18 protein-coding genes are annotated in these 20,374 nt (G+C 64.2%); 8 read left to right on the top strand and 10 right to left on the bottom strand.

Going from position 1 to position 20,374, the window contains the following annotated elements; genetic code table 11:
• Positions 1-110 precede the first annotated feature (110 nt).
• From EAH75_RS00405 to EAH75_RS00395, 3 genes are read right to left on the bottom strand one after another with little or no spacing between them, the layout of a single operon-like run.
• Positions 111-1,040, bottom strand: coding sequence for a 1-phosphofructokinase family hexose kinase (locus EAH75_RS00405; protein ID WP_140655536.1), 930 nt, complete (start codon positions 1,038-1,040; stop codon positions 111-113).
• Positions 1,037-1,960 carry a carbohydrate kinase family protein gene (locus EAH75_RS00400; RefSeq protein WP_140803607.1) on the bottom strand — a complete coding sequence of 308 codons (924 nt, stop codon included), beginning with the start codon at positions 1,958-1,960 and terminating at the stop codon, positions 1,037-1,039. Before EAH75_RS00400 ends, EAH75_RS00405 begins: the two co-directional genes overlap by 4 nt.
• Positions 1,957-3,156 (bottom strand): SIS domain-containing protein, encoded by a 1,200-nt coding sequence (locus tag EAH75_RS00395; protein ID WP_241668839.1) that lies wholly within the window; start codon positions 3,154-3,156, stop codon positions 1,957-1,959. The genes EAH75_RS00400 and EAH75_RS00395 overlap by 4 nt, the downstream gene beginning before the upstream one ends.
• A gap of 57 nt (positions 3,157-3,213) precedes the next feature.
• On the opposite strand from EAH75_RS00395, the gene EAH75_RS00390 reads away from it, so the two are divergent.
• Genes EAH75_RS00390 through agaR form a run of 3 tightly spaced genes read left to right on the top strand, consistent with a single transcriptional unit; the run spans position 3,214 to position 6,188 of the window.
• A complete protein-coding gene (locus EAH75_RS00390) occupies positions 3,214-4,131 on the top strand; it encodes a class I fructose-bisphosphate aldolase (RefSeq protein ID WP_140803605.1) in 918 nt (305 codons plus the stop codon).
• 21 nt (positions 4,132-4,152) lie between these two features.
• Entirely contained in the window at positions 4,153-5,394 is a 1,242-nt protein-coding gene (locus EAH75_RS00385) for an amidohydrolase family protein (RefSeq protein WP_140655545.1), read from the top strand.
• Entirely contained in the window at positions 5,391-6,188 is a 798-nt protein-coding gene (gene agaR, locus EAH75_RS00380) for a transcriptional repressor AgaR (RefSeq protein WP_140803603.1), read from the top strand. Before EAH75_RS00385 ends, agaR begins: the two co-directional genes overlap by 4 nt.
• Before the next feature lie 19 nt (positions 6,189-6,207).
• Here the strand turns inward: agaR and EAH75_RS00375 are convergent, their stop codons facing one another.
• Complete coding sequence (locus EAH75_RS00375) at positions 6,208-9,039, bottom strand: autotransporter serine protease (protein WP_140803601.1); 2,832 nt, start codon at positions 9,037-9,039, stop codon at positions 6,208-6,210.
• Between the two features lie 225 nt (positions 9,040-9,264).
• Here EAH75_RS00375 and EAH75_RS00370 point away from each other — a divergent pair, with 225 nt between their 5' ends.
• From EAH75_RS00370 to EAH75_RS00360, 3 genes are all read left to right on the top strand, one after another.
• A complete protein-coding gene (locus tag EAH75_RS00370) occupies positions 9,265-10,449 on the top strand; it encodes a thiolase family protein (protein WP_140803599.1) in 1,185 nt (394 codons plus the stop codon).
• A gap of 161 nt (positions 10,450-10,610) precedes the next feature.
• A complete protein-coding gene (locus EAH75_RS00365) occupies positions 10,611-11,036 on the top strand; it encodes a hypothetical protein (protein ID WP_140803597.1) in 426 nt (141 codons plus the stop codon).
• A 158-nt stretch (positions 11,037-11,194) separates the two neighbouring features.
• On the top strand, positions 11,195-12,802 hold the full coding sequence (locus tag EAH75_RS00360) for a carboxyl transferase domain-containing protein (RefSeq protein WP_140803595.1): 1,608 nt from the start codon (positions 11,195-11,197) through the stop codon (positions 12,800-12,802).
• A 58-nt stretch (positions 12,803-12,860) separates the two neighbouring features.
• Here EAH75_RS00360 and EAH75_RS00355 read toward each other — a convergent pair whose 3' ends face one another.
• The 6 genes from EAH75_RS00355 to EAH75_RS00330 form a co-directional block, all read right to left on the bottom strand.
• Complete coding sequence (locus tag EAH75_RS00355) at positions 12,861-13,709, bottom strand: FTR1 family iron permease (protein ID WP_140655560.1); 849 nt, start codon at positions 13,707-13,709, stop codon at positions 12,861-12,863.
• Positions 13,710-13,713: 4 nt separating this feature from the next.
• A complete protein-coding gene (locus EAH75_RS00350) occupies positions 13,714-14,037 on the bottom strand; it encodes a cupredoxin domain-containing protein (protein ID WP_140655563.1) in 324 nt (107 codons plus the stop codon).
• Positions 14,038-14,241: 204 nt separating this feature from the next.
• On the bottom strand, positions 14,242-15,321 hold the full coding sequence (cgtA, locus tag EAH75_RS00345; protein ID WP_140655566.1) for an Obg family GTPase CgtA: 1,080 nt from the start codon (positions 15,319-15,321) through the stop codon (positions 14,242-14,244).
• Between the two features lie 178 nt (positions 15,322-15,499).
• Positions 15,500-15,757, bottom strand: a complete 258-nt coding sequence (gene rpmA / locus EAH75_RS00340) for a 50S ribosomal protein L27 (protein ID WP_140655568.1) — start codon at positions 15,755-15,757, stop codon at positions 15,500-15,502.
• A gap of 18 nt (positions 15,758-15,775) precedes the next feature.
• A complete protein-coding gene (gene rplU, locus EAH75_RS00335; protein ID WP_140655571.1) occupies positions 15,776-16,090 on the bottom strand; it encodes a 50S ribosomal protein L21 in 315 nt (104 codons plus the stop codon).
• 332 nt (positions 16,091-16,422) lie between these two features.
• The gene (locus EAH75_RS00330) at positions 16,423-16,773 is read right to left on the bottom strand and encodes a DUF2059 domain-containing protein (RefSeq protein WP_240046340.1); all 351 of its coding nucleotides are present in this window, start codon (positions 16,771-16,773) and stop codon (positions 16,423-16,425) included.
• A gap of 170 nt (positions 16,774-16,943) precedes the next feature.
• On the opposite strand from EAH75_RS00330, the gene uvrA reads away from it, so the two are divergent.
• Together uvrA and EAH75_RS00320 are read left to right on the top strand one after the other, a co-directional pair.
• Complete coding sequence (gene uvrA, locus EAH75_RS00325) at positions 16,944-19,883, top strand: excinuclease ABC subunit UvrA (protein ID WP_140655574.1); 2,940 nt, start codon at positions 16,944-16,946, stop codon at positions 19,881-19,883.
• The gene (locus tag EAH75_RS00320) at positions 19,880-20,365 is read left to right on the top strand and encodes an acyl-CoA thioesterase (RefSeq protein WP_140803593.1); all 486 of its coding nucleotides are present in this window, start codon (positions 19,880-19,882) and stop codon (positions 20,363-20,365) included. The genes uvrA and EAH75_RS00320 overlap by 4 nt, the downstream gene beginning before the upstream one ends.
• Positions 20,366-20,374 lie beyond the last annotated feature (9 nt).

The following is a 20,374-nucleotide window of genomic DNA, read 5'->3' as shown; positions in this document are numbered from 1 at the left end:
CCCGTGGAAACGCCTCCTGCCCACGAACTTGTTTGCACCTTCATCAAAATTTCGACACAAGCGTCTCCGCCGGACCGATTTCTGGTCCGGTTTGATTCCCTGCCTTTCAATCAAGCCAGGCGGTGCACTCGAACCCGAGAGAGCAACGCCTCCACCGCCCGCCGTTCGACGAAACCGGTTTCCTCACCTTGCGCATTGGCTGCGCCGCAAGCGACGCCCAAACGCAAGGTTTCTTCCAGATTCATGCTCCGCGCCATGCCCACCGTCATGCCGGCCAGCAGGCAGTCGCCCGAGCCCACCGTGTTGCGTACGTGTGCCAGCTCGATCGCGGCGTGCCAGATGCCACTCGCATCGGCAGCCACCGCACCCAGCGCACCCATCGTCACCACCGGCATCGCGATGCCGCGCGCCTGCAGTTCGCGAACCGCGTCCACAGCCGCAGCAAGATCGCCAATCGGACGCCCGAGCAGTCCGCTGATCTCGTCGCGATTGGGCTTGACCAGAAAGGGTTGCGCCTGCACGGCGTGCAGCAGCAGCTCACCACCGGCGTCGACCAGACAACATTTGCCGGCATCGCGCACATGCGCGGCCAGCTCGGCATAGGTGGTCGCTGGAAAGCCGCGCGGCAAGCTGCCTGACAGGACGATCAGGTCACTGTCATCGACGCCACGACGGAACGCCCGCAGCAGCGCCTCCTGCTGTGTGCTGTCCAGCAACGGCCCTTGCCCAAGAATTTCGGTGATCTGTCCGTTCGCATCCTGCAGTGCAATGCAGGTACGCAGGTTGTCGGTGACCTCGATGCCGTGGAACAGCACGCCGCGCTCGCACATCAGCCGACCGATCATGTTGCGATGCGCAGGATCGACCAGGCCGACCAGCTGCACGCGCTCACCCAGCGCGGCGATGGTCTGCGCCACATGCAGGCCCTTGCCGCCGGGGTACGCCTGTTCGTCGAGAGCGCGATTGACTTCGCCGGGACGCAGCGTGTCCAGCCGGATGAGCCGGTCGATCGCGGTGTTGAAACCGATGACCGTGATCACGGCACGTTCGCCAGCAGGGCTTCCACTTCCGACGCGCTGGCCTGGCCGGCCGTACCGCCGGTGCGTCGCGTGGAGAGACTGCCGCAGGCACTGCCCCAGCGCATGCAGTCATGCAGCGTCTGGCCACGCAGCCACGCATGCAGAAAACCGGCGTCGAACGAATCGCCGGCGCCAGTACTGTCGACCGGGTCGACGGCAAACGCCGCCACTTCGAGCAGCTGTCCCTGATCCAGGCTGGCGCAGCCGAGTTGTCCGCGCTTCACCACGGTTTGCGTGCGTCCGTTGTCGAGCGCACGCAGGCCGGCAAGCACGCTGTCACGTCCGGTAATGGCCGCCAATTCCAGCTCGTTCGGCAGGAACAGGTCGACTTCGGTCAGCGTATCGAGCAGGTCGGATGCCCACGTCTGCTGCGGATCGAAGCCGGGATCCAGCGAGGTACTCAGACCGAAGGCATGCGCACGCGCGAACAGCGCGCGGCAATCGGGCCGCAGCGCACGCTGCAGGTAGTACGAGGAAACATGCAGGTGATCGGCGCCGGCCAGCAACGCGTCGCCCACTTCGTCCGCACGCAGCGCGCCGATCGCGCCCGGGAATGTCACCAGTGCGCGATCCTGCGGCGTCGACAGCGAGACGGTGACGCCGGTGCGCAAAGCCGCGTCCGGCTGCACGGCGGCAATGTCGATGCCGGCGGTACGCAATGCATCGAGACAATAGGCACCCCAGCTGTCGGCACCGAGCTTGCCGCGGAATGCCACGGGATTGCCCAGCCGGGCCAGCCCCATCGCACAGATCATCGAGGAGCTACCGGGCGTCATGCAGAAATCGTCGGCCAACACCTCACGGCCTGGCGCGGGCAACGCATGGCAATGCTTGAAGACCAGATCGACGTTGATCTCGCCGGCGACCAGGATGCGCTTCATGCGTCCCCCGAATGCATCGGGAAGTGCTCGACCACGCGCGTGAGCACGCCCTGCGACGGCGTGTCCGGCTGGCCACCCAGCTCCAGGCAACGGAAGAACGCGAGCAGTTGCCCCACCGCCACATCCGCCAGCAGCAGCAAGTCATCATCGATCGCAGCCAGGCCCGCCAGCTCGACCGCCACGTCGTGCGGCCCCAGCACATCGGCAGGAATGTCCTCGCCCACCAGCACCCGGGTCATGCCGAGCTGCTTGCGCGACAGTTCACGCAGCAGGTCGAGTTCGTAGGCACGCACCGACGGATCCGGCGACAGGAAGCCGACCACCAGGGTCTGCTCGTCCAGACTGGACATCGGCCCGTGGCGCAGACCGAGATAAGTCTCCGCCATCGTGACCACCGCACCCCCGGTCATCTCCAGCATCTTCAGCGCACATTCGTGAACTGCGCCGAGCGCACCGCCGCTGCCGAGATAGACCACGTTGCTGAACTCGCCGCGGGCAATCGTCGCCAGCGCATCGGCCTGTGCGTCGAAGACGTGCTGGACGCTGCGCGCCAGACGGCTCACTGCGGCGATAGCGTCGTTGCCTTCGCGCTGAACCAGACCGAAGCCGGCCAGCAACAGGTTGGTGAAGCTGCTGGTCATCACCAGGCTGCGGTCATTGGTGCGCTCGTCCAGCACCAGCACGGTGACCCGCGAATCGTTGCGATAGCTGGTGGCGAGCTTGCCGTTGGCGTTGCAGGTGATCACCAGATGGCGATAGTCGGGGGCATCAGCCATCAGACGATCCACCACGCCGCAGCTCTCCGGGCTGTCGCCCGAACGCGCCAGCGAAATCAGCAAACCGGCACCGGGCGGTAGCACACTGCGCCAATGCGTGAGCAAGCTGCCGGCGGCGATCGCCTGGGCCGGGATGCCCAGGCCGAGCTGCAGGCTGGGCGCCAGGCATTCGCCGATGTACATCGAGCTGCCCGAACCCGTCAGCACGATATGGCTCGGTCGCGGGACCAGCGCTGCCTGCAGTTGCTCTCGCAGCGGCGGCTGGCTCAGCTGGTCGGCCGTGCCCAGCCAGGTCGCCGGCTGTTGCAGGATTTCGCGCAAAGTATCGGCATAGCCGCGCGCCCGCTGCTCCGTCAACGGAGCCGCCAGCAGCGCACCCAGCGCCATCGAATCTTTCGTTTTCTTGTTTAATTTTGACATTTTGCCAAATGCAATCGAATATGAAAGTATGTAACCTCTGAACCGAGAGTATTCGAAATGAAACAAAACTTACAAGGGGTTTCGAACACTGGCAGCCAACTTTCCCGGCTCGCCCTGTCCCACGGCAAGCGCACCCGCCTGTGGCGGCTGCTGTACGGCCACGGCCCGCGCAACGGCAGCTTGCTGGTGCTTCCGCTTGACCAGGGACTGGAGCATGGTCCCACCGATTTCTTTCCCCACCCACCGGCCGTCGATCCGAGCTACCAGTTTGAGCTCGCCGCGGCCGGGGGGTTTTCTGCCATCGCGCTGGGCATTGGCCTGGCCGAGAAGTACATGACCGAGTACTGCGGCCGTGTGCCGCTGATCCTCAAGCTCAACGGCAAGACCAACATCGCCAGCGACGCCGAGGCCACCTCGCCGCTGTTCGCCTCGGTCGAGGATGCGGTGCGCCTCGGCGCCGATGCGGTTGGCTACACCATGTACGTGGGCTCGCCGCGCCAGCACGACGAATTCCGCCAGTTCGAGAAGGTGCGCCAGGATTGCGAGCGATACGGCATGCCGCTGGTGATGTGGGCGTACCCGCGCGGCAGCGCCGTCAACGCCAGGGGCGGCACCAACACGCTTTACGCGCAGGATTACGCGGCCCGCGTGGCACTGGAAATGGGTGCCGACATCGTCAAGCTGCACGAGCCGAACGACAGCGTGGCCAATGTGCCGGCGCCGTATGACAAGCTGCAGGAGGACGCCGCTGCCCGTTGCGCGCGCGTGGTGCGTTCGGCCGGCCGCACGATGGTGCTGTTTTCCGGCGGCGAGAAGAACGACGATGACGCGGCGGTACTGCGCAAGGTCGAGTTCTACATGCAGTCCGGCGCCAACGGCGTGATGTTCGGCCGCAACATGTGGCTGCGTCCGTTCGATCAGGCGGTGACGCTGGTTCGCTCCGTACACGACATCATGGCGAAATATCCGCGCTGAACAGGTGAGGCAGGCCGTTCGATGATTCATAGCTCCTCCAAGTCACCGCAGCAACTGGTGCAGGCCGGCTGCCTCTGCTGCGCGCCGCCCACCGGCGCCGGCACGGTTCGCATCGAAGGCAGCAAGAATCCGCTGCAGACCCAGCCGGATACGGGCAAGAACGAGCTGCGACTGAAGGACTTCCGCCCGCGCAGCATGCTGCATGTGCCGCGTACGCACATCGAGCGCCCGCGCTTTCCGGTGATCGACGTACACACGCACCTGACTTGGTCCAGCAACGTGCGTAGCGGCATCTCGGTGGGCGAAGAGGTCACCCTGTTCGCCCAGCCCGAGGACCTGTTGCCGGTGATGGACCGCAAAGGCATCCGCACTTTGGTGAACCTCACCGGCGGCGTCGGTGCCGGGCTGGAAAAGAGCATCCGCAGCTTTGACCAGGCCGCGCCGGGGCGTTTCCTTACCCTCACCGAACCGTCGTACGAACACTTCCCCGAACCGAACTACGCGCAGTTGCAGGGCGACGCGATCGCACACGCCAAACATGTCGGTGCGCGTGGATTGAAATTGCTGAAGACGCTGGGGCTGTATCTGCGCGAACGGATCGACGAAGGTCCGCTGGTCGCGGTGGACGACCGCCGCTTCGATCCGATGTGGGAAGCCTGCGCTGCCTACGACATGCCGGTGTTCCTGCACGTCTCCGATCCGGAGGCATTCTTCCTGCCCACCGACGCGAGCAACGAGCGTTACGAGGAACTGAGCAATCATCCGGACTGGTCGTTCTACGGCCCGGAGTTCCCCAGCAATGCAGAGCTGCTCGCCGCGCGCGACCGCCTGATCGCACGCCACCCGAAGACCACCTTCGCGCTGCTGCACGTGGGCAACAACGCCGAGAATCTGGCCGCGGTCGCCGCCTGTCTGGACCGCTACCCGAACACCGTGATCGATATCAGCGCCCGCGTCGGTGAACTGGGGCGCCAGCCGCGCATCGCGCAGCGCTTCTTCGACCGCTACCAGGATAGGATCCTGTTCGGCACCGACGCGGTGCCCTCGCCATACGGCGACGACGTGCCGCAGCAGCTGTTCGGCGACGAACTCTACGAGATCTACTACCGCTTTCTGGAAACCGAGGACGAGTACTTCGACTATGCGCCGGCACCGACGCCGCCGCAGGGGCGCTGGTCGATCTACGGGCTCGGTTTGTCGGACGAAGTGCTGCGCAAGGTTTACCATGACAACGCCGCCCGCCTCCTGAATATCGACCCATGAGTGAAGCTCCGATCGCCTCCCGCCGCCTGCTGGTCGAAGAACGCCGCCGCCTGATCGTGGACCTGGTCGAACAACAAGGCCGCGCCACAGTGGAAGAACTGGCGACCCGCTTCGGTACCTCCACCGTCACCATCCGCGCCGACCTGGACGCGCTCGCGCGCAGTTCGGCGATCGCCCGCTCGCATGGCGGTGCGTTACCGGTGGCAGCGGCAACGAACGACACGCCGCTGAACATCAAGGAAACCCGCTGGCACGCGCAGAAACTGCGCATCGGCCAGGCCGCCGCCAAGATGATCCAGGAAGGCGAGACGATCATTCTCGACTCCGGTTCGACCACGGTGGAGATCGCCCGGCAGATCCGCCAGATGAAGTTCGAATCGCTGACCGTGATCACCAACGCGCTGAATATCGCGATGGAATTGACCGGCATGCCGCAGATCCGCGTGATGATGCTGGGCGGCCTGCTGCGGCAGACCTCGTATTCGCTGGTCGGCCCGGATGCCGAGCAGGCGCTGGCAAAACTCTCCGCCGACCGGCTGTTCCTCGGCGTCGACGGACTCGATCCCGAAGTCGGCGTGACCACGCCCGACCCGCTGGAGGCGGCGTTGAATGCGCTGATGATCCGCGTCTCGCGCCAGACCATCGCCGTGCTCGATGCCAGCAAGCTGGGTCAACGCAGCCTGTCGGTGATCACACCGATAAAGAACCTCGACATGGTGATCAGCGACAGCAGCGCCCCGGCCGAAACCGTCGAAGCGCTGCGTGCTGCCGGCGTGCAGGTCGTGCTGGTCTGACGCCGCAGGTCAACGGCATTCAGAAGTCCAGACGAAAACTCGCCGTGGCCATCTTCGCCTGCTGGCGCTGGCCGAGATACTGGTCGTAGCCAAGCTGCAGGCTGGCACGTGGCGTCATGCGCCAATCCAGCGTGGTGCCGAACACGCCGCCATAGCGCGACACGCCAATGCCGCCGACCGGCGCGAACTGGTTGATCCCGCTGAAGCTGGCATCGAACGCCTCGCCGCGCACGCCGAACGACTGCTGCCACAACATGTGTGCCTGCAAGCTGAGGCTGCCCCCACCAACCAGGCTCCAGTCGCGCGTGGCGCGCAGACCCGCGCCGGCCTGCCAGCGCGCCGTGATCTGCGCACCCGATTTCAGGCCGAAGCCATAGGCACCAAGCTCGTTGAAACCATCGCGCTGGATCTGCGCGTATTGCAGATTCATGTACGGGGTGATCTGCGTGCGCCCCAACGCGAGGCGATAACCGCTTTCGCCATAGGCCACGCCGTAACGACCATTGCCATCGCTGGCCACACCGGCGAACTGATCGCCGAGTTCCAGTTGACGACGCATGGTTTCGCGATAGCTGCCGAGGCCGAAACGGCCCATCGTGTACCACGAACCCCGGATCACACCGCCGTACAGCATCCCTTCCAGCGCATGGCTGTGCCCCTGATCCGCACTCTCGACCAGTCGCCCCAACCCCTGACTCTGACTCAGCGCATAACCGACGATGCCGTTGCCGCCGATGCGATAGTCCTGCCCGACCAGCCAGCCGCTGAGGTCGTAGCCGACGTTGTCGTACCCGCTGCGCGACATGCCGCCGTGATAACCGAGATTCTGCGTCCAGCCGCCAGCCTTCGGTGCATCAAGCAGGCTGTCGAAACGGTCGGACAACGCGCGCGTGCCCGCATCGATCGCCTCGAATGTCATCGCCGCGCTGGCAGCATGCAGCTGGCCGGTTAGGCTCTCCAGCGAATGCTGCATGACCTCGGTGGAAACGGCGTGTTGCAGGCTCGCCGCTCCGGCGATAAAGCCCGCGCTGGCTGGTGCGCCGCTGGCGACGCCCTGCAACTGGCTGTTGATCTGCTCGAACGCGCTCTGCGTGCGCTGCGCGGCGCCGAAACTGGCGACGGTGTATGGCAGGCCCTGGATCTGGCTCAGGTTCACCTGCTGCACGTTGAGCCAGGCGCTGCTGGCGTCGTAGTTCAGCGTCGCGGTCAACGTCACACTGGGCGCCGTGTCCAAGGCTGAAAAGGTACCCGTGAGACCGCCACTGGCCGTCAACACCGTCGTGTGCGAATTGAGGGTGTAGTTGGAATTGGCGCCGTACACATAGAGGTCGCCGCCGGACAAGGTGGCCGTGCCGTTCACGGACAACTGCGCCCCCAGCGATACCGCCATTCGCCCGTTACCTTGCTGCACGTAGTTGCCGGTTACATTGACGTTGCCCTGGCTAACCGTCAGCACGCCGGCGTTGGTCACGTTGTTATAAACCGTGAAGCCAACGGGATTCTGCGGCGTATCGGCGGACATCAGTGTGCCCTGTGCGCCAATATCGACAGGGCTGCTCAACGTGAACACGGCAAGCGTGCCGCCCTGCACCTGGGTGAGGCCGCTATAGTTGTCGCTGACGTTGAGGTTAAGCCTGCCCGACCCCTGTTTGATCAGGCCGCCAGCACCGGAGATCGCGTTGTTCCAGCTCGAGGTGCCACTGAAGTTCACCGTGACATCGCCCCAGTCGAACCTGGCTGGCCCGTTGACCGCCTTGAACGCGTCCAGCATGCCGTAGCCGAACGTGGTGTCGGGGCCGGGCGCGCCAAGGTCACGCGCGGTGCCGAGCAGTGTTTGCCGCACCAGGTCATTGCTGAAATACGGATAGGCCTGCCACACCAGTGCGGCAGCACCGGATACCTCCGGCGCCGCGAACGAGGTGCCGCTGACGACCCAGTAAGTCTGGCTACCGGTCGTGGTGGCGTTCTTGTCGAGGACAACCACATCGCCCGGCGCCGCGAGGCAGTAATTCATCGCCTTGCCGCAGGCATTCGAGTAGCTGGCGAGCTGGGTCGGATGATTGCTGTCGACGGCCACCGCAACCAGCCAGCCCACTCCCAGTTGAGGCGCCACGCTGGGCAACGCGGCGATGTCGCTGGGGTCGCTCCTGGAGTCGTTGCCGGCGGCAAACACCACCAGACCGCCATGCTGCACCACGAATGGCTCGTAAGCCTGGGCGAAGGCCTGATTGATCAAGGCGTTGGTGGTGTCCCAGTAGATGCCGCCCCAGGAGTTGTTCATCACCTGCACGCCGGCATTGATCAAGGCCGGATTGAGCGTTTGCGCGAAGAAGTCGGCATCCGCGGCGGTCACCGGATTGCCATTGCCTGAGCCGTCGTCTTTCGGCGCGACGTCGTTGATGATGCGCGCGGAAACCAGCGATGCTCCCGGTGCGATACCACCGGGAAACTGCGCAAACGGCGTACCTGCGGCAATCTCGGATACCCAGGTGCCGTGGCCAACGACATCGTCGATAGCCGTGTTGTTGCTGGCCGGATCGACGTAGATCAATTCCTGCGTGACGCGCCCGGCCAGGGCGGGGTTATTGCGCATGATGCCGCTGTCGACCACACCGATCGTCACCCCGGAGCCGGTATAGCCCAGACCGTGTGCTCCATCAGCATTCGTGATCGCAAGCTGGGCATTCAGCGGTGGCTGGGTCGACGTGGTTGGTGGGGGCGATGCCGGTGCCGCCGGCGGGGTCGTCGGCCTGACGCTGCCGCCGCCACCGCCGCAAGCACTGAGCCCCAGCGCCATCGCCACCAGCCACGCTATGTCACGATGCCGCAACGCCGAGTCGAACGCTTTCATCACGCACCCCGCCATGCATTCAATTCCTGCATCGCCGAAGTACTGAACCCGCGGCGATACACCCCTGCCGCTCATCTTGGCACAACGAAAATCCAATGAAACAGGGCGCAGGTCGCAGCCCTGCACGAAATAGTCGCCGTTTGCCGACGCCCGCGACGGACTGCGATAATCCGTCGGTTAGCGGTCAGGCGTTCATGCCCCCTCAGTCTTCAAGCGGAGTTATCTATGTCGGATGTCAGCGTAGTCATTGTCGGGGCCAAGCGCACGGCCATCGGCTCCTTCCTCGGCCAGTTCACCGGCGTTCCCACCCCTAAGCTCGGCGCCACCGCCATCCGCGCGGCACTGGAGCAATCCGGCGTTGCCCCCGCTGACGTCAGCGAGGTGATCATGGGCTGTGTGCTTCCGGCCAACCTCGGTCAGGCGCCGGCACGCCAGGCCTCGCTGGGGGCCGACCTTCCGGCCAGCACCGGCTGCACCACGATCAACAAGGTCTGCGGTTCGGGCATGAAGGCAATCATGCTGGGTCACGACCTGATCAAGGCCGGCTCGGCAACCGTCGTGGTCGCTGGCGGCATGGAATCGATGACCAACGCGCCGCACATGGTCAACGCACGCACGGGTATCCGCTATGGCGACGGCACCCTGATCGATCACATGGCCTGGGACGGCCTGACCAATCCGTATGACGGCAAGTCGATGGGCGTGTTCGGCGAAATGTGTGCCGACAAGTACCACTTCACTCGCGAGGAGCAGGATGCGTTCGCGATCGAGTCGGTCAAGCGCGCTCAGGCGGCGCAGCAAAATGGCGCATTCGCCGGCGAGATCGTTCCGGTCACCGTAAGCGGCCGCAAGGGCGACGTGCAGGTCGATACCGACGAGCAGCCCGGTCGCTCCGACATCGCCAAGATCCCGACCCTGCGCCCGGCCTTCCGCAAGGAGAACGGCACCATCACTGCGGCAAGTTCGTCCAGCATCTCCGACGGTGCCGCCGCGCTGGTGCTGCTATCGGCCGATGACGCGAACAAGCGCGGACTGAAACCGCTGGCGCGCATCGTGGCGCATGCCACCCATTCGCAGGAGCCGGAGTGGTTCACCACCGCGCCGGTCGGTGCGATCCAGAAAGTGCTGGACAAGGCAGGCTGGAAAGTCGACGAGGTCGACCTGTTCGAGATCAATGAGGCATTCGCGGTGGTCGCGATGACGCCGATGAAAGAACTAGGCATTCCCCACGACAAACTCAACGTCAACGGCGGCGCCTGCGCGCTGGGGCATCCGATTGGTGCCAGCGGCGCCCGCCTCGTGGTGACCTTGCTCAATGCCTTGAAGACACGAGGCCTCAAACGCGGCATTGCCGCCCTTTGCATCGGCGGCGGTGAGGCGACAGCTATCGCGGTGGAGCGCATCGACTGACCCTCCATCCGCGAGCATCATCATTTCATGGCTTTCACATGACGGCTGGTTAAATCATTTTCTACAAGTCATGCAGCGCCAGCACAAAGATCTGGCGCAATTTCCACGAAAGCGTTATTAATACACGGCCAAACGGCATTCCACGGCAAAGGAGATCCACCATGAAGTTTACGCGTACCCTACTCGCCGCCGCGCTTGTCGCGCTGTTGGCGGCATGCAGCAACGGCGCGCAGGATTCCGCGCAGGACGCCCAGAAGTCGGCTGATACCGCCCAGCAAGCTGCCGATACGGCGCAGCAGGCTGCGGCACAGGCTCCGACCACGGCAACCGAGCAGGCGGCTGACCAGGCGAAGACGGCTGCCGATGCGGCAGGCCAGGCTTCCGACCAGGCCCAGCAGGCTGCAACCGCGGCTTCCTCGATGGCTCCGGCCGCATCGAGCACGTCCAAGGATGCGATGTCCATGTCCAAGGACGCCGCCTCCAACGCTGCTGATGCTGCCGGCAAGGCTGCTGACGCTGCGAAAGATGCCGCCAGCAACGCGAAAGACGCTGCCGACAAGGCAAAGGACGCCGCGAAGGGTCATTGATCCCTCGCTGGTTTCCAGAAAAACGGCCGCCTTGTGCGGCCGTTTTTTTTCGTCTGTGCCACGCCGCGCAACCTGGAATGATTTTCGCCGCTGACCGACGCCCGCTATCATCTCCGGATTGGCCGTGATGACGGCCCAACACCCGTGAGTCCGAATCCATGAGCGTCATTGCATCGCAGATCGATCCTCGTTCGCCCGAGTTCCAGGCCAGCAGCGTGCAGTTGCGCGCGGTGGTCGACGATCTGCAGCGCGAACTGATGCGCAGCGCCGAAGGTGGCGGCGCCAAGGCTCGTGACAAGCATGTGGCGCGCGGCAAGTTGCTGCCGCGCGAGCGCATTCGCGCGCTGCTCGATCCCGGCTCACCGTTCCTCGAACTGTCGCCACTGGCCGCGCATGGCATGTACGACGATGCTGCACCGGCAGCCGGCCTGATCACCGGCATCGGCCGGATCAACGACATCGAGGTGGTGGTGGTCGCCAACGACGCCACCGTCAAGGGCGGCACCTACTTCCCGATGACCGTGAAGAAACACCTGCGCGCGCAGGAAGTGGCCCTGGAGAATCGCCTGCCCTGCGTCTATCTGGTCGACTCCGGCGGTGCCTTCCTGCCGCTGCAGGACGAGGTATTTCCGGACAAGGAGCACTTCGGCCGGATCTTTTACAACCAGGCACGCATGTCGTCACTGAATATTCCGCAGATCGCGGTGGTGATGGGCTCGTGCACCGCCGGCGGCGCCTACGTGCCCGCGATGAGCGACGAGACCATCATCGTGCGCGAACAGGGCACCATCTTCCTGGGCGGCCCACCATTGGTGAAGGCCGCCACCGGTGAAGTGGTGGATGCCGAGACACTCGGTGGTGCGGACGTCCATACGTCCATCTCCGGCGTGGCCGACCACTATGCCGAGAACGATGCCCACGCGCTTTCGATCGCCCGCGACATAGTTGCCCACCTCAACCGCAGCAAGGACATGCCGCTGGCGCTGCGCACGCCGGTCGAGCCGAAATATCCCGCCGATGAGCTGTATGGCGTGATTCCGCAGGACACCCGCCGCCCGTTCGACATCCGCGAGGTGATCGCCCGGATCGTCGACGGCTCCGAGTTCCACGAGTTCAAGGCACGCTACGGCAAGACGCTGGTTTGCGGCTTCGCACATATCCACGGCTATCCGGTCGGCATCGTCGCCAACAACGGCATCCTGTTCGCCGAGAGTGCGCTCAAAGGCGCGCACTTCATCGAACTGTGCAACCAGCGCAACGTGCCGCTGGTGTTCCTGCAGAACATCACCGGCTTCATGGTCGGCAAGAAATATGAGCAGGCCGGCATCGCCAAGGATGGTGCCAAGATGGTCACCGCGGTGGCCTGCTCGCACGTGCCGAAGTTCACTGTGGTGATCGGCGGCAGTTTCGGTGCTGGCAACTACGCCATGTGCGGCCGCGCCTACGGCGCCCGCTTTCTGTGGATGTGGCCGAACGCACGCATTTCCGTGATGGGCGGTGAGCAGGCCGCGGCGGTGCTGGCCACGGTCAAGCGCGAAGGCATCGAGGCGCGCGGCGGCGAGTGGTCGGCCGGCGAGGAAGAGTCGTTCAAGGCGCCGATCCGCGACCAGTACGAGCGCCAGGGCCACCCCTATTACGCCAGCGCGCGACTGTGGGACGACGGCATCATCGATCCGGTCGACACGCGCCGCGTGCTGGGGCTGGCGATCTCCGCATCGATGAACGCCCCGATCGAACCGCAGCGTTATGGCGTATTTCGCATGTAGCGTCGATGTGGGCGCGCGGTTTGTTCATCACCCGCATCGCGCCGCCCGGAGGCTTCGGTCAATGTGCCGGATCCGCGTGGGCAGCCGCCGATGGGCTGACTCGCGCCGGAGGAGCATCGCCATGGATCAGCTTCGCCCCGACCCACAGCGCCGCCAGCGTGAATACATAGAATACCAACTGCATGCCGGCAGGTTGCGCGTCGTAGCCGATCAGGATGTGTGCGGTTTGCCCCGGCAACGAACCGTTGCCGAGCAGCCACGCACTGTCCCACAGCGGCTGGCTCAGGGCCGGCAGCAGATCGGCCTGGATCAGATAGCGCGCGGCAGTCGAGGCCAGCCCCGCGGCCAGCAATACCAGCATGGCGTTGGTGACACGAAAGAAGTGCCGCATCGGAATACGCAGCAAACCTGCGTAAAGCGCAAAACCGAGCGCCGCACCGGCCACCACCCCGATCGATAGTCCGGACCACAAATGCTCAGCGCCGCCTGCGCGCATGCCGTACAGGAACAGCACGATCTCCGACCCCTCGCGCAGCACCGCGAGCGCCACCACGGCCAGCAACAGCCACAGCGAACTGGCACCGCTCGATACCGCGCTGCCCATCGCCTGCATCTGTCGCCCCAGCTCACGTCCATGGCTGGACATCCACAGCACGTGCCAGCCGATCATCAGCACTGCCGCCAGCAAAATGCCGGCGTTGAACAACTCCTGACCGATCCCGCTGAAGGCCGCAGCCAGCAACCCGGCCGACCAGGCCACCAGCATGGCGCCAGTTGCCCCGAGTGCGATGCCGCTGCCGATATACAAGCCACGCTTCGCCACCCCGCGAGTGGCAGCTGCCACCACGCTGACGATCAACGCCGCTTCCAGCACTTCCCGAAACACCAGTAACGCCACGGCCCACATATGCCTACTCCACGATCAAGCTGCCCTGCGCGGTGGGCTGATGAAAATCGCCATAGAAGCCGTAGCGACCTGGCTTGAACGGGCCAATGAACAGGCTCATGCGACTGTTCGGCATCACGATCTTCTCGGCGGGAAAATCGTTGCTTTCGAACTCCTCCGGGGAGGGATCCTGATTGATCACTTCCAGCCTGATTCGGGTCTGCGCCGGAATGTGCAGGACACTGGGTTGATAGCGGTGATCCTTGAGTACCAGCGTGTAGCTGGGCGCCTCGGCGGCGCTGACAAACAGCGGCAGCAGAGCGAGCACCATGGGCAGCAGGCGTTTCATGGAATATTCCGTATCAAAGATATTGACGAATGATATGCATTCTCATCAAATAAATGCAAGCAGCCCTTCGCCGGCGCCCTTCCGATGCAGGTTGTTCTTTCGCAGCGGCAAGCCGCACGGTCTTTTTAGCAGGCGCAGGCCAGCGCACTCTTGATCTGAGTCAGGCCGCTCGGTATCGCAACGCCCGACCACACCGCTGGCGGCTCAGCCCTGCGGATCCTCGCCGCGCAGTCGCACGTCGTTCGGCAACATGTCGGTGCGCTTCACGCTGGCCTCGCGCTGCGACTCGAAGAAGCGCTGCACCTGCTGGCACACGGCCATGGTGTTTTCGCGGGCGATCGCCGAGACCAGGAACCATGGCTGGGTCCAGTTCAATTCGGCGATGATCTTCTCCGCTGTTGCCTGGCGCTCGTCCTCGCCCAGCATGTCGGCCTTGTTCAGCACCAGCCAGCGCGGGCGCTCGAGCAGCTCCGGATTGAACTTCTCCAGCTCCAGCTCGATCGCACGCACCTGCCCGGCCACATCGGTACCGTCGATCGGTGCAATATCGACCAGGTGCAGCAGCAGACTGGTACGGGCCACGTGACGCAGGAACTGGATGCCCAGTCCGGCGCCCTCGGAAGCACCTTCGATCAGACCGGGAATGTCGGCGATCACAAAGCTCGAATCGGTGCCCAGGCTGACCACGCCAAGATTCGGAACCAGCGTGGTGAACGGGTAATCCGCCACCCGCGGGGTGGCCGCGGAAACCGCCCGGATGAAAGTGGACTTGCCGGCATTCGGAAAACCAAGCAGACCGACGTCGGCCAACAGGCGCAATTCGAGTTTCAACTCGCGCGCATCACCCGGCGTACCTGGCGTGGCCTTGCGCGGCGCGCGGTTCACCGACGTCTTGAAATGGATATTGCCCAGGCCGCCCTTGCCACCCTGCGCTACCAGCATGCGCTGACCGTGGCCGGTAAGGTCACCGATCACCTCATCAGTATCGACATTGGTGATCATGGTACCGACCGGCACGCGAATCGTGGTGTCATCGCCGCCCTTGCCGTACATCTGGCTGCCCATGCCGTTCTGTCCGCGCTGCGCCTTGAAACTGCGCTGATGGCGAAAATCGACCAGGGTATTGAGGCCTTCGTCGGCCACCAGCCAGACCGAGCCACCATAGCCGCCATCACCGCCGTCGGGGCCGCCAAACGGGATGAACTTCTCGCGACGGAAGCTGATGCAGCCGTTGCCGCCATCGCCGGCTTGGACTTTGATATTGGCTTCGTCGACGAATTTCATGGGGGAACCGGGAATGGGGGATGGAGAGTCGGGAATCGGAATAACGGGTAATCGGGCCATGGTACGGGACTTGCGTCAGCCCCGCTTCCAGCATTCCCGATCCCCTGCTCCAGAGACTCCCGTCCTGAAAACAAAAACCCCGCCGAAGCGGGGCCTTCGTTATCGCGTCGATGAAGGCTTACGCCGGAACGACGTCGACGAAACGGCGGTTCTTGTCGCCGCGGATCTTGAACTCGACCTTGCCATCGACCAGCGCGAACAGCGTGTGGTCGCGACCCAGACCGACGCCGGTACCTGGGTGGAACTGGGTGCCGCGCTGACGCACGATAATGTTGCCGGCCTCGATGGCCTGGCCACCATAGATCTTCACGCCCAGGTATTTCGGGTTCGAATCGCGACCGTTGCGGCTGGAACCTACGCCTTTTTTATGTGCCATGACTCAATGCTCCAGTGCTCAGGCGTTGATGCCCGTGATCTCGATTTCGGTGAAATGCTGACGGTGACCCTGCTGACGCTTGTAATGCTTGCGGCGGCGGAATTTGATGATGCGGATCTTGTCGGCACGGCCGTGCTTGCGAACAGTGGCGCTGACGGTGGCGCCTTCCACGATCGGCGCACCGACAGTGATCGACTCGCCGGTGCCGACCAGCAACACCTGATCGAAGCTGATGGTGGCGCCCTCTTCGGCGGTCAACAGTTCCACACGCAGGACGTCGCCCTGCATGACACGGTACTGCTTGCCACCGGTCTTGATGACTGCGTAACTCATGGGAATGCCCTTCTGTCGTTATTCTCTTGGGTATCGCCATGACCCAAACTCAGGTCTGGCGAACCGCGGATTATAACGACCTGTCTGCGCACTGGTCAAATACTGACCACAGCAAACTCCGCAGACTGGCTAAATGACCACCAACCGGGGCTTGCAGCCTCAATGGGCGGGTTTTGGCGCGGGCTTGGATGCTGGCGACGGAGCGATCGCGGCTGGGCTGGCCGGACAGCGGCCCTGGGCGTCCAGTGTACCCTTCCGCTGCAGTTGCCTGATCATCGCCTGCCCCCGTTCGCGCCCCCACTGCTGACCGACCTTCATGCCCTCGGCCATGGTCAGGGCATCTGCGTGATCACCTTCTGGCCCAGCGGCGACTGGTAGAACTTCAGCAGACCAGCCACATCATCGGCGCTGAAATGGGCCTGGTAGATCGGTACCATGCGACCCAGCAGCTCCTGGCTACCGCTGGCGTCGATGAAGCCCTGCCAGTAGGAGGCCGGTACGCACGGTACCGCCTGCCCCATCACGCCGGCCATCTGCGTGTTCATCTGGCCGAACATCTGGCTCATGTGCATCACCTCGAACAACTGACGCACCTGCTGCTCGCCCGGCCGTGCGGCCATGGCCTGAGCCGTCGCACCCATTGCCAACAGCACACCCGCCGCAGCCCCGATCCATTTACGCATGACCGTCTCCCATCGAACCCATCTGACAGCCGCCGTGCGGCCGGCAAAACCACATTTAGCCATAGCCGCCGCGACATGGGAAACCGCTCGGCCGCCGATTCAGCGGCTTGTTTCAATGAACTATCGAAACTCCTTGGTATAGTAAAGATTCCCCCCCATATCTCGGCGCAATGGACACCATACGCATCCGCGGCGCACGCACGCACAACCTCAAGAACATCGACCTCGACCTTCCACGCGACAAATTGATCGTGATTACCGGCCTGTCCGGCTCCGGCAAGTCGTCGCTGGCGTTCGACACGATCTACGCCGAAGGCCAGCGACGCTATGTCGAATCGCTGTCGGCGTATGCCCGGCAGTTCCTGTCGATCATGGAAAAGCCTGACGTCGACCACATCGAAGGTCTGTCGCCGGCGATTTCGATCGAGCAGAAATCCACCTCGCACAATCCGCGCTCCACCGTCGGCACGATCACCGAGGTGTACGACTACCTGCGCCTGCTCTACGCCCGCGTCGGCACGCCGCGCTGCCCCGACCACGGCATCCCGCTGGAGGCGCAGACGGTGAGCCAGATGGTCGACGCCACGCTGGCGCTCGATCCGGAACAGCGTTACATGCTGCTGGCACCGGTGATCCGCGAGCGCAAGGGCGAGCACGTGCAAGTGTTCGAGCAACTGCGCGCGCAGGGCTTCGTGCGTGCCCGCGTCGACGGCGCCGTGGTCGACCTCGATGCGGTGCCGCCATTGACGCTGCGTCAGAAGCACACCATCGAGGTGGTAATCGACCGCTTCCGCCCGCGCGATGACATCAAGCAGCGGCTGGCCGAATCGTTCGAGACTGCGCTGCGGCTCGGCGACGGGCTGGTGATCGTGGTCAACATGGATGATACGAAAGCGCCGGAACAATTGCTGTCCTCGCGCTACTCCTGTCCGGTCTGCGACTACTCGCTGCCGGAACTGGAGCCGCGGCTGTTCTCGTTCAACTCGCCGGTGGGCGCCTGCCCAAGCTGCGACGGGCTCGGCGTCACCCAGGTATTCGATGCGTCGCGCGTGGTCGGCCACCCGGAACTGCCATTGTCTGCTGGCGCGGTGCGTGGCTGGGACCGGCGCAACGCGCACTACTTCCAGCTGATCCTGTCGCTGGCAGCACACTACGGCTTCGACGTGGACACGCCGTGGCACAAGCTTCCCGCGGACGTCCAGAAGGCCATTCTTTATGGCAGCGGCAAGGACAAGATCGCCTTCCGCTACATCACCGAACGTGGCGGCAAGGTCACCCGCGAACATTCATTCGAGGGCATCCTGCCGAACCTGGAACGGCGCTACAAGGAAACCGAATCCTCCGCGGTGCGCGAGGAGCTGGCCAAGTACATCAGCGACCAGCCCTGCCCCGCCTGCGAGGGCCAGCGACTGAACCGATCGGCGCGCAACGTGTTCGTCGCCGACCACGCACTGCCCTCGCTGACCCATCGCTCGATCGACGACGCGCTGGCGTTCTTCGAGGAACTGAAGCTCACCGGCTGGCGCGGCGAGATCGCGGTGAAGATCGTCAAGGAGATTCGCGAGCGGCTGACCTTCCTCAACGATGTGGGCCTGAACTATCTCACCCTGGATCGCCAGGCCGACTCGCTCTCCGGCGGTGAGGCGCAGCGCATCCGTCTCGCCTCGCAGATCGGTGCCGGTCTGGTCGGCGTGATGTATGTACTTGACGAACCCTCGATCGGCCTGCACCAGCGCGACAACGAACGCCTGCTCGGCACGCTCACGCGTCTGCGTGACCTCGGCAACACGGTGATCGTGGTCGAGCACGACGAGGACGCCATCCGCATGGCCGATCACGTCCTCGACATCGGCCCCGGCGCCGGCGTGCACGGCGGCGAGATCGTGGCGCAAGGCTCGGTGCAGGACATGCTCGATTCACCGCGTTCGGTCACCGGCCAGTTCCTGTCCGGCGCACGCGCGATCGAAGTGCCGGCCGTGCGCCGTCAGCCCGCCGATGCCGATGCGTGGCTGCATCTGAAAGGCGCCAGCGGCAACAACCTGAAAAATGTGGACCTGGCGATTCCGGCTGGCCTGTTCACCTGCATCACCGGCGTCTCCGGCTCAGGTAAATCGACCCTGGTCAACGACACCTTGTTCCGTCTGGCCGCTGCCGAATTGAACGGTGCCGGCACCCAGTCGGCGCCATACAAGTCCGTCGCCGGCATGGAGCTGTTCGACAAGGTGGTCGACATCGACCAGTCGCCGATCGGCCGCACGCCGCGCTCCAACCCCGCCACTTATACCGGCCTGTTCACCCCGTTGCGCGAGATGTTCGCGCAGGTGCCGGAAGCGCGTTCGCGCGGCTATACAGCGGGCCGCTTCAGCTTCAACGTACGCGGCGGTCGCTGCGAGGCCTGCGAAGGCGACGGCATGATCAAGGTGGAGATGCATTTCCTGCCGGACGTCTACGTGCCCTGCGACGTCTGCCACGGCAAGCGCTACAACCGCGAGACGCTGGAGATCCTGTACAAGGGCCACACGATAGCCGACGTGCTCGGCATGACGGTGGAAGATGCGCTGAAGCTGTTCGAGAACGTGCCGACCATTGCGCGCAAGCTCGATACCCTGCGCGCCGTCGGCCTCGATTACATCAAGCTCGGCCAGAGCGCGACCACGTTGTCCGGTGGCGAAGCGCAGCGGGTGAAGCTGTCCAAGGAACTGAGCAAGCGCGACACCGGCCGCACCCTATACATCCTGGATGAACCCACCACCGGACTGCATTTCCACGACATCGAGCAGTTGCTCGACGTGCTGCATCAGCTGGTCGACCAGGGCAACACCGTGGTGGTGATCGAGCACAATCTCGATGTGATCAAGACCGCCGACTGGGTCGTCGATCTCGGCCCCGAGGGCGGCGCCGGCGGCGGCCGCATCCTGGTTGCCGGCACGCCGGAAACCGTGGCCGCCACACCCGAGTCGCACACCGGCCATTTCCTCGCGCCGCACCTGAAATCGGCCAGGCCGAAAAAGCCGGGCGCAGCCAAGCGCGTCAAGGCCGCCACCAAGCACATCGCCTCGGCCGACAAGTACAAGCCCATGCGCGGAAGCGGGAAGAAGAAAAGTTCATGAGTCCACGCAAGTCCACCACGCAAGCCACGCCCACCGCCGCTCCGGTTGCGAACGATGCCGCCGGGATCACGCCGAAAGGCGACAGCGATACTCCGTTGTACGTCGCCGCGATTGGCGTGCGCTGGCGCGACCTCGACGCGTTCAACCACGTCAACAACTCCAACTACCTCACCTACCTGGAAGAGGCCCGGCTGCAGTGGCTAAGCCACGTGCCCGGACCGTGGTTCGACGATCACACCATGCCGGTGATGGCCGCCAGCCAGATCAACTACCGCCGCCCCATCGCATGGCCTGCGCAGTTGCAGGTGCAGCTGTTCTGCGAGCGCGTGGGCAACAGCTCGATGACGATCGCGCATCGAGTGATCGACGCCGAACATCCTGATCAGCTGTATTGCGACGGTCACGTGGTGATGGTGTGGATGGACCCGGCCAGCGGCAAGCCGGTGCCGTTGCCCGAAGCGATACGCATCGCCGCCGCCTAGCCCGATAAC

Source organism: Rhodanobacter glycinis (genome assembly GCF_006438785.1).
GTDB lineage: Bacteria > Pseudomonadota > Gammaproteobacteria > Xanthomonadales > Rhodanobacteraceae > Rhodanobacter > Rhodanobacter glycinis_A.
The sequence above is the reverse complement of the archived record's forward strand: the minus strand, read 5'-3'. Positions and strand labels throughout refer to the sequence as shown.

What these genes read in the sequence shown, in the direction of transcription:
- EAH75_RS00350 (WP_140655563.1), bottom strand. Translation starts at nt 14,037, where the DNA reads ATGAAACGCCTGCTGCCCATGGTGCTCGCTCTGCTGCCGCTGTTTGTC.
- EAH75_RS00370 (WP_140803599.1), top strand. Translation starts at nt 9,265, where the DNA reads ATGTCGGATGTCAGCGTAGTCATTGTCGGGGCCAAGCGCACGGCCATC.
- EAH75_RS00365 (WP_140803597.1), top strand. Translation starts at nt 10,611, where the DNA reads ATGAAGTTTACGCGTACCCTACTCGCCGCCGCGCTTGTCGCGCTGTTG.
- EAH75_RS00385 (WP_140655545.1), top strand. Translation starts at nt 4,153, where the DNA reads ATGATTCATAGCTCCTCCAAGTCACCGCAGCAACTGGTGCAGGCCGGC.
- EAH75_RS00360 (WP_140803595.1), top strand. Translation starts at nt 11,195, where the DNA reads ATGAGCGTCATTGCATCGCAGATCGATCCTCGTTCGCCCGAGTTCCAG.
- EAH75_RS00395 (WP_241668839.1), bottom strand. Translation starts at nt 3,156, where the DNA reads ATGTCAAAATTAAACAAGAAAACGAAAGATTCGATGGCGCTGGGTGCG.
- cgtA (WP_140655566.1), bottom strand. Translation starts at nt 15,321, where the DNA reads ATGAAATTCGTCGACGAAGCCAATATCAAAGTCCAAGCCGGCGATGGC.
- uvrA (WP_140655574.1), top strand. Translation starts at nt 16,944, where the DNA reads ATGGACACCATACGCATCCGCGGCGCACGCACGCACAACCTCAAGAAC.
- EAH75_RS00390 (WP_140803605.1), top strand. Translation starts at nt 3,214, where the DNA reads ATGAAACAAAACTTACAAGGGGTTTCGAACACTGGCAGCCAACTTTCC.
- EAH75_RS00330 (WP_240046340.1), bottom strand. Translation starts at nt 16,773, where the DNA reads ATGCGTAAATGGATCGGGGCTGCGGCGGGTGTGCTGTTGGCAATGGGT.
- rplU (WP_140655571.1), bottom strand. Translation starts at nt 16,090, where the DNA reads ATGAGTTACGCAGTCATCAAGACCGGTGGCAAGCAGTACCGTGTCATG.
- EAH75_RS00375 (WP_140803601.1), bottom strand. Translation starts at nt 9,039, where the DNA reads ATGAAAGCGTTCGACTCGGCGTTGCGGCATCGTGACATAGCGTGGCTG.
- EAH75_RS00320 (WP_140803593.1), top strand. Translation starts at nt 19,880, where the DNA reads ATGAGTCCACGCAAGTCCACCACGCAAGCCACGCCCACCGCCGCTCCG.
- agaR (WP_140803603.1), top strand. Translation starts at nt 5,391, where the DNA reads ATGAGTGAAGCTCCGATCGCCTCCCGCCGCCTGCTGGTCGAAGAACGC.
- EAH75_RS00400 (WP_140803607.1), bottom strand. Translation starts at nt 1,960, where the DNA reads ATGAAGCGCATCCTGGTCGCCGGCGAGATCAACGTCGATCTGGTCTTC.
- EAH75_RS00355 (WP_140655560.1), bottom strand. Translation starts at nt 13,709, where the DNA reads ATGTGGGCCGTGGCGTTACTGGTGTTTCGGGAAGTGCTGGAAGCGGCG.
- rpmA (WP_140655568.1), bottom strand. Translation starts at nt 15,757, where the DNA reads ATGGCACATAAAAAAGGCGTAGGTTCCAGCCGCAACGGTCGCGATTCG.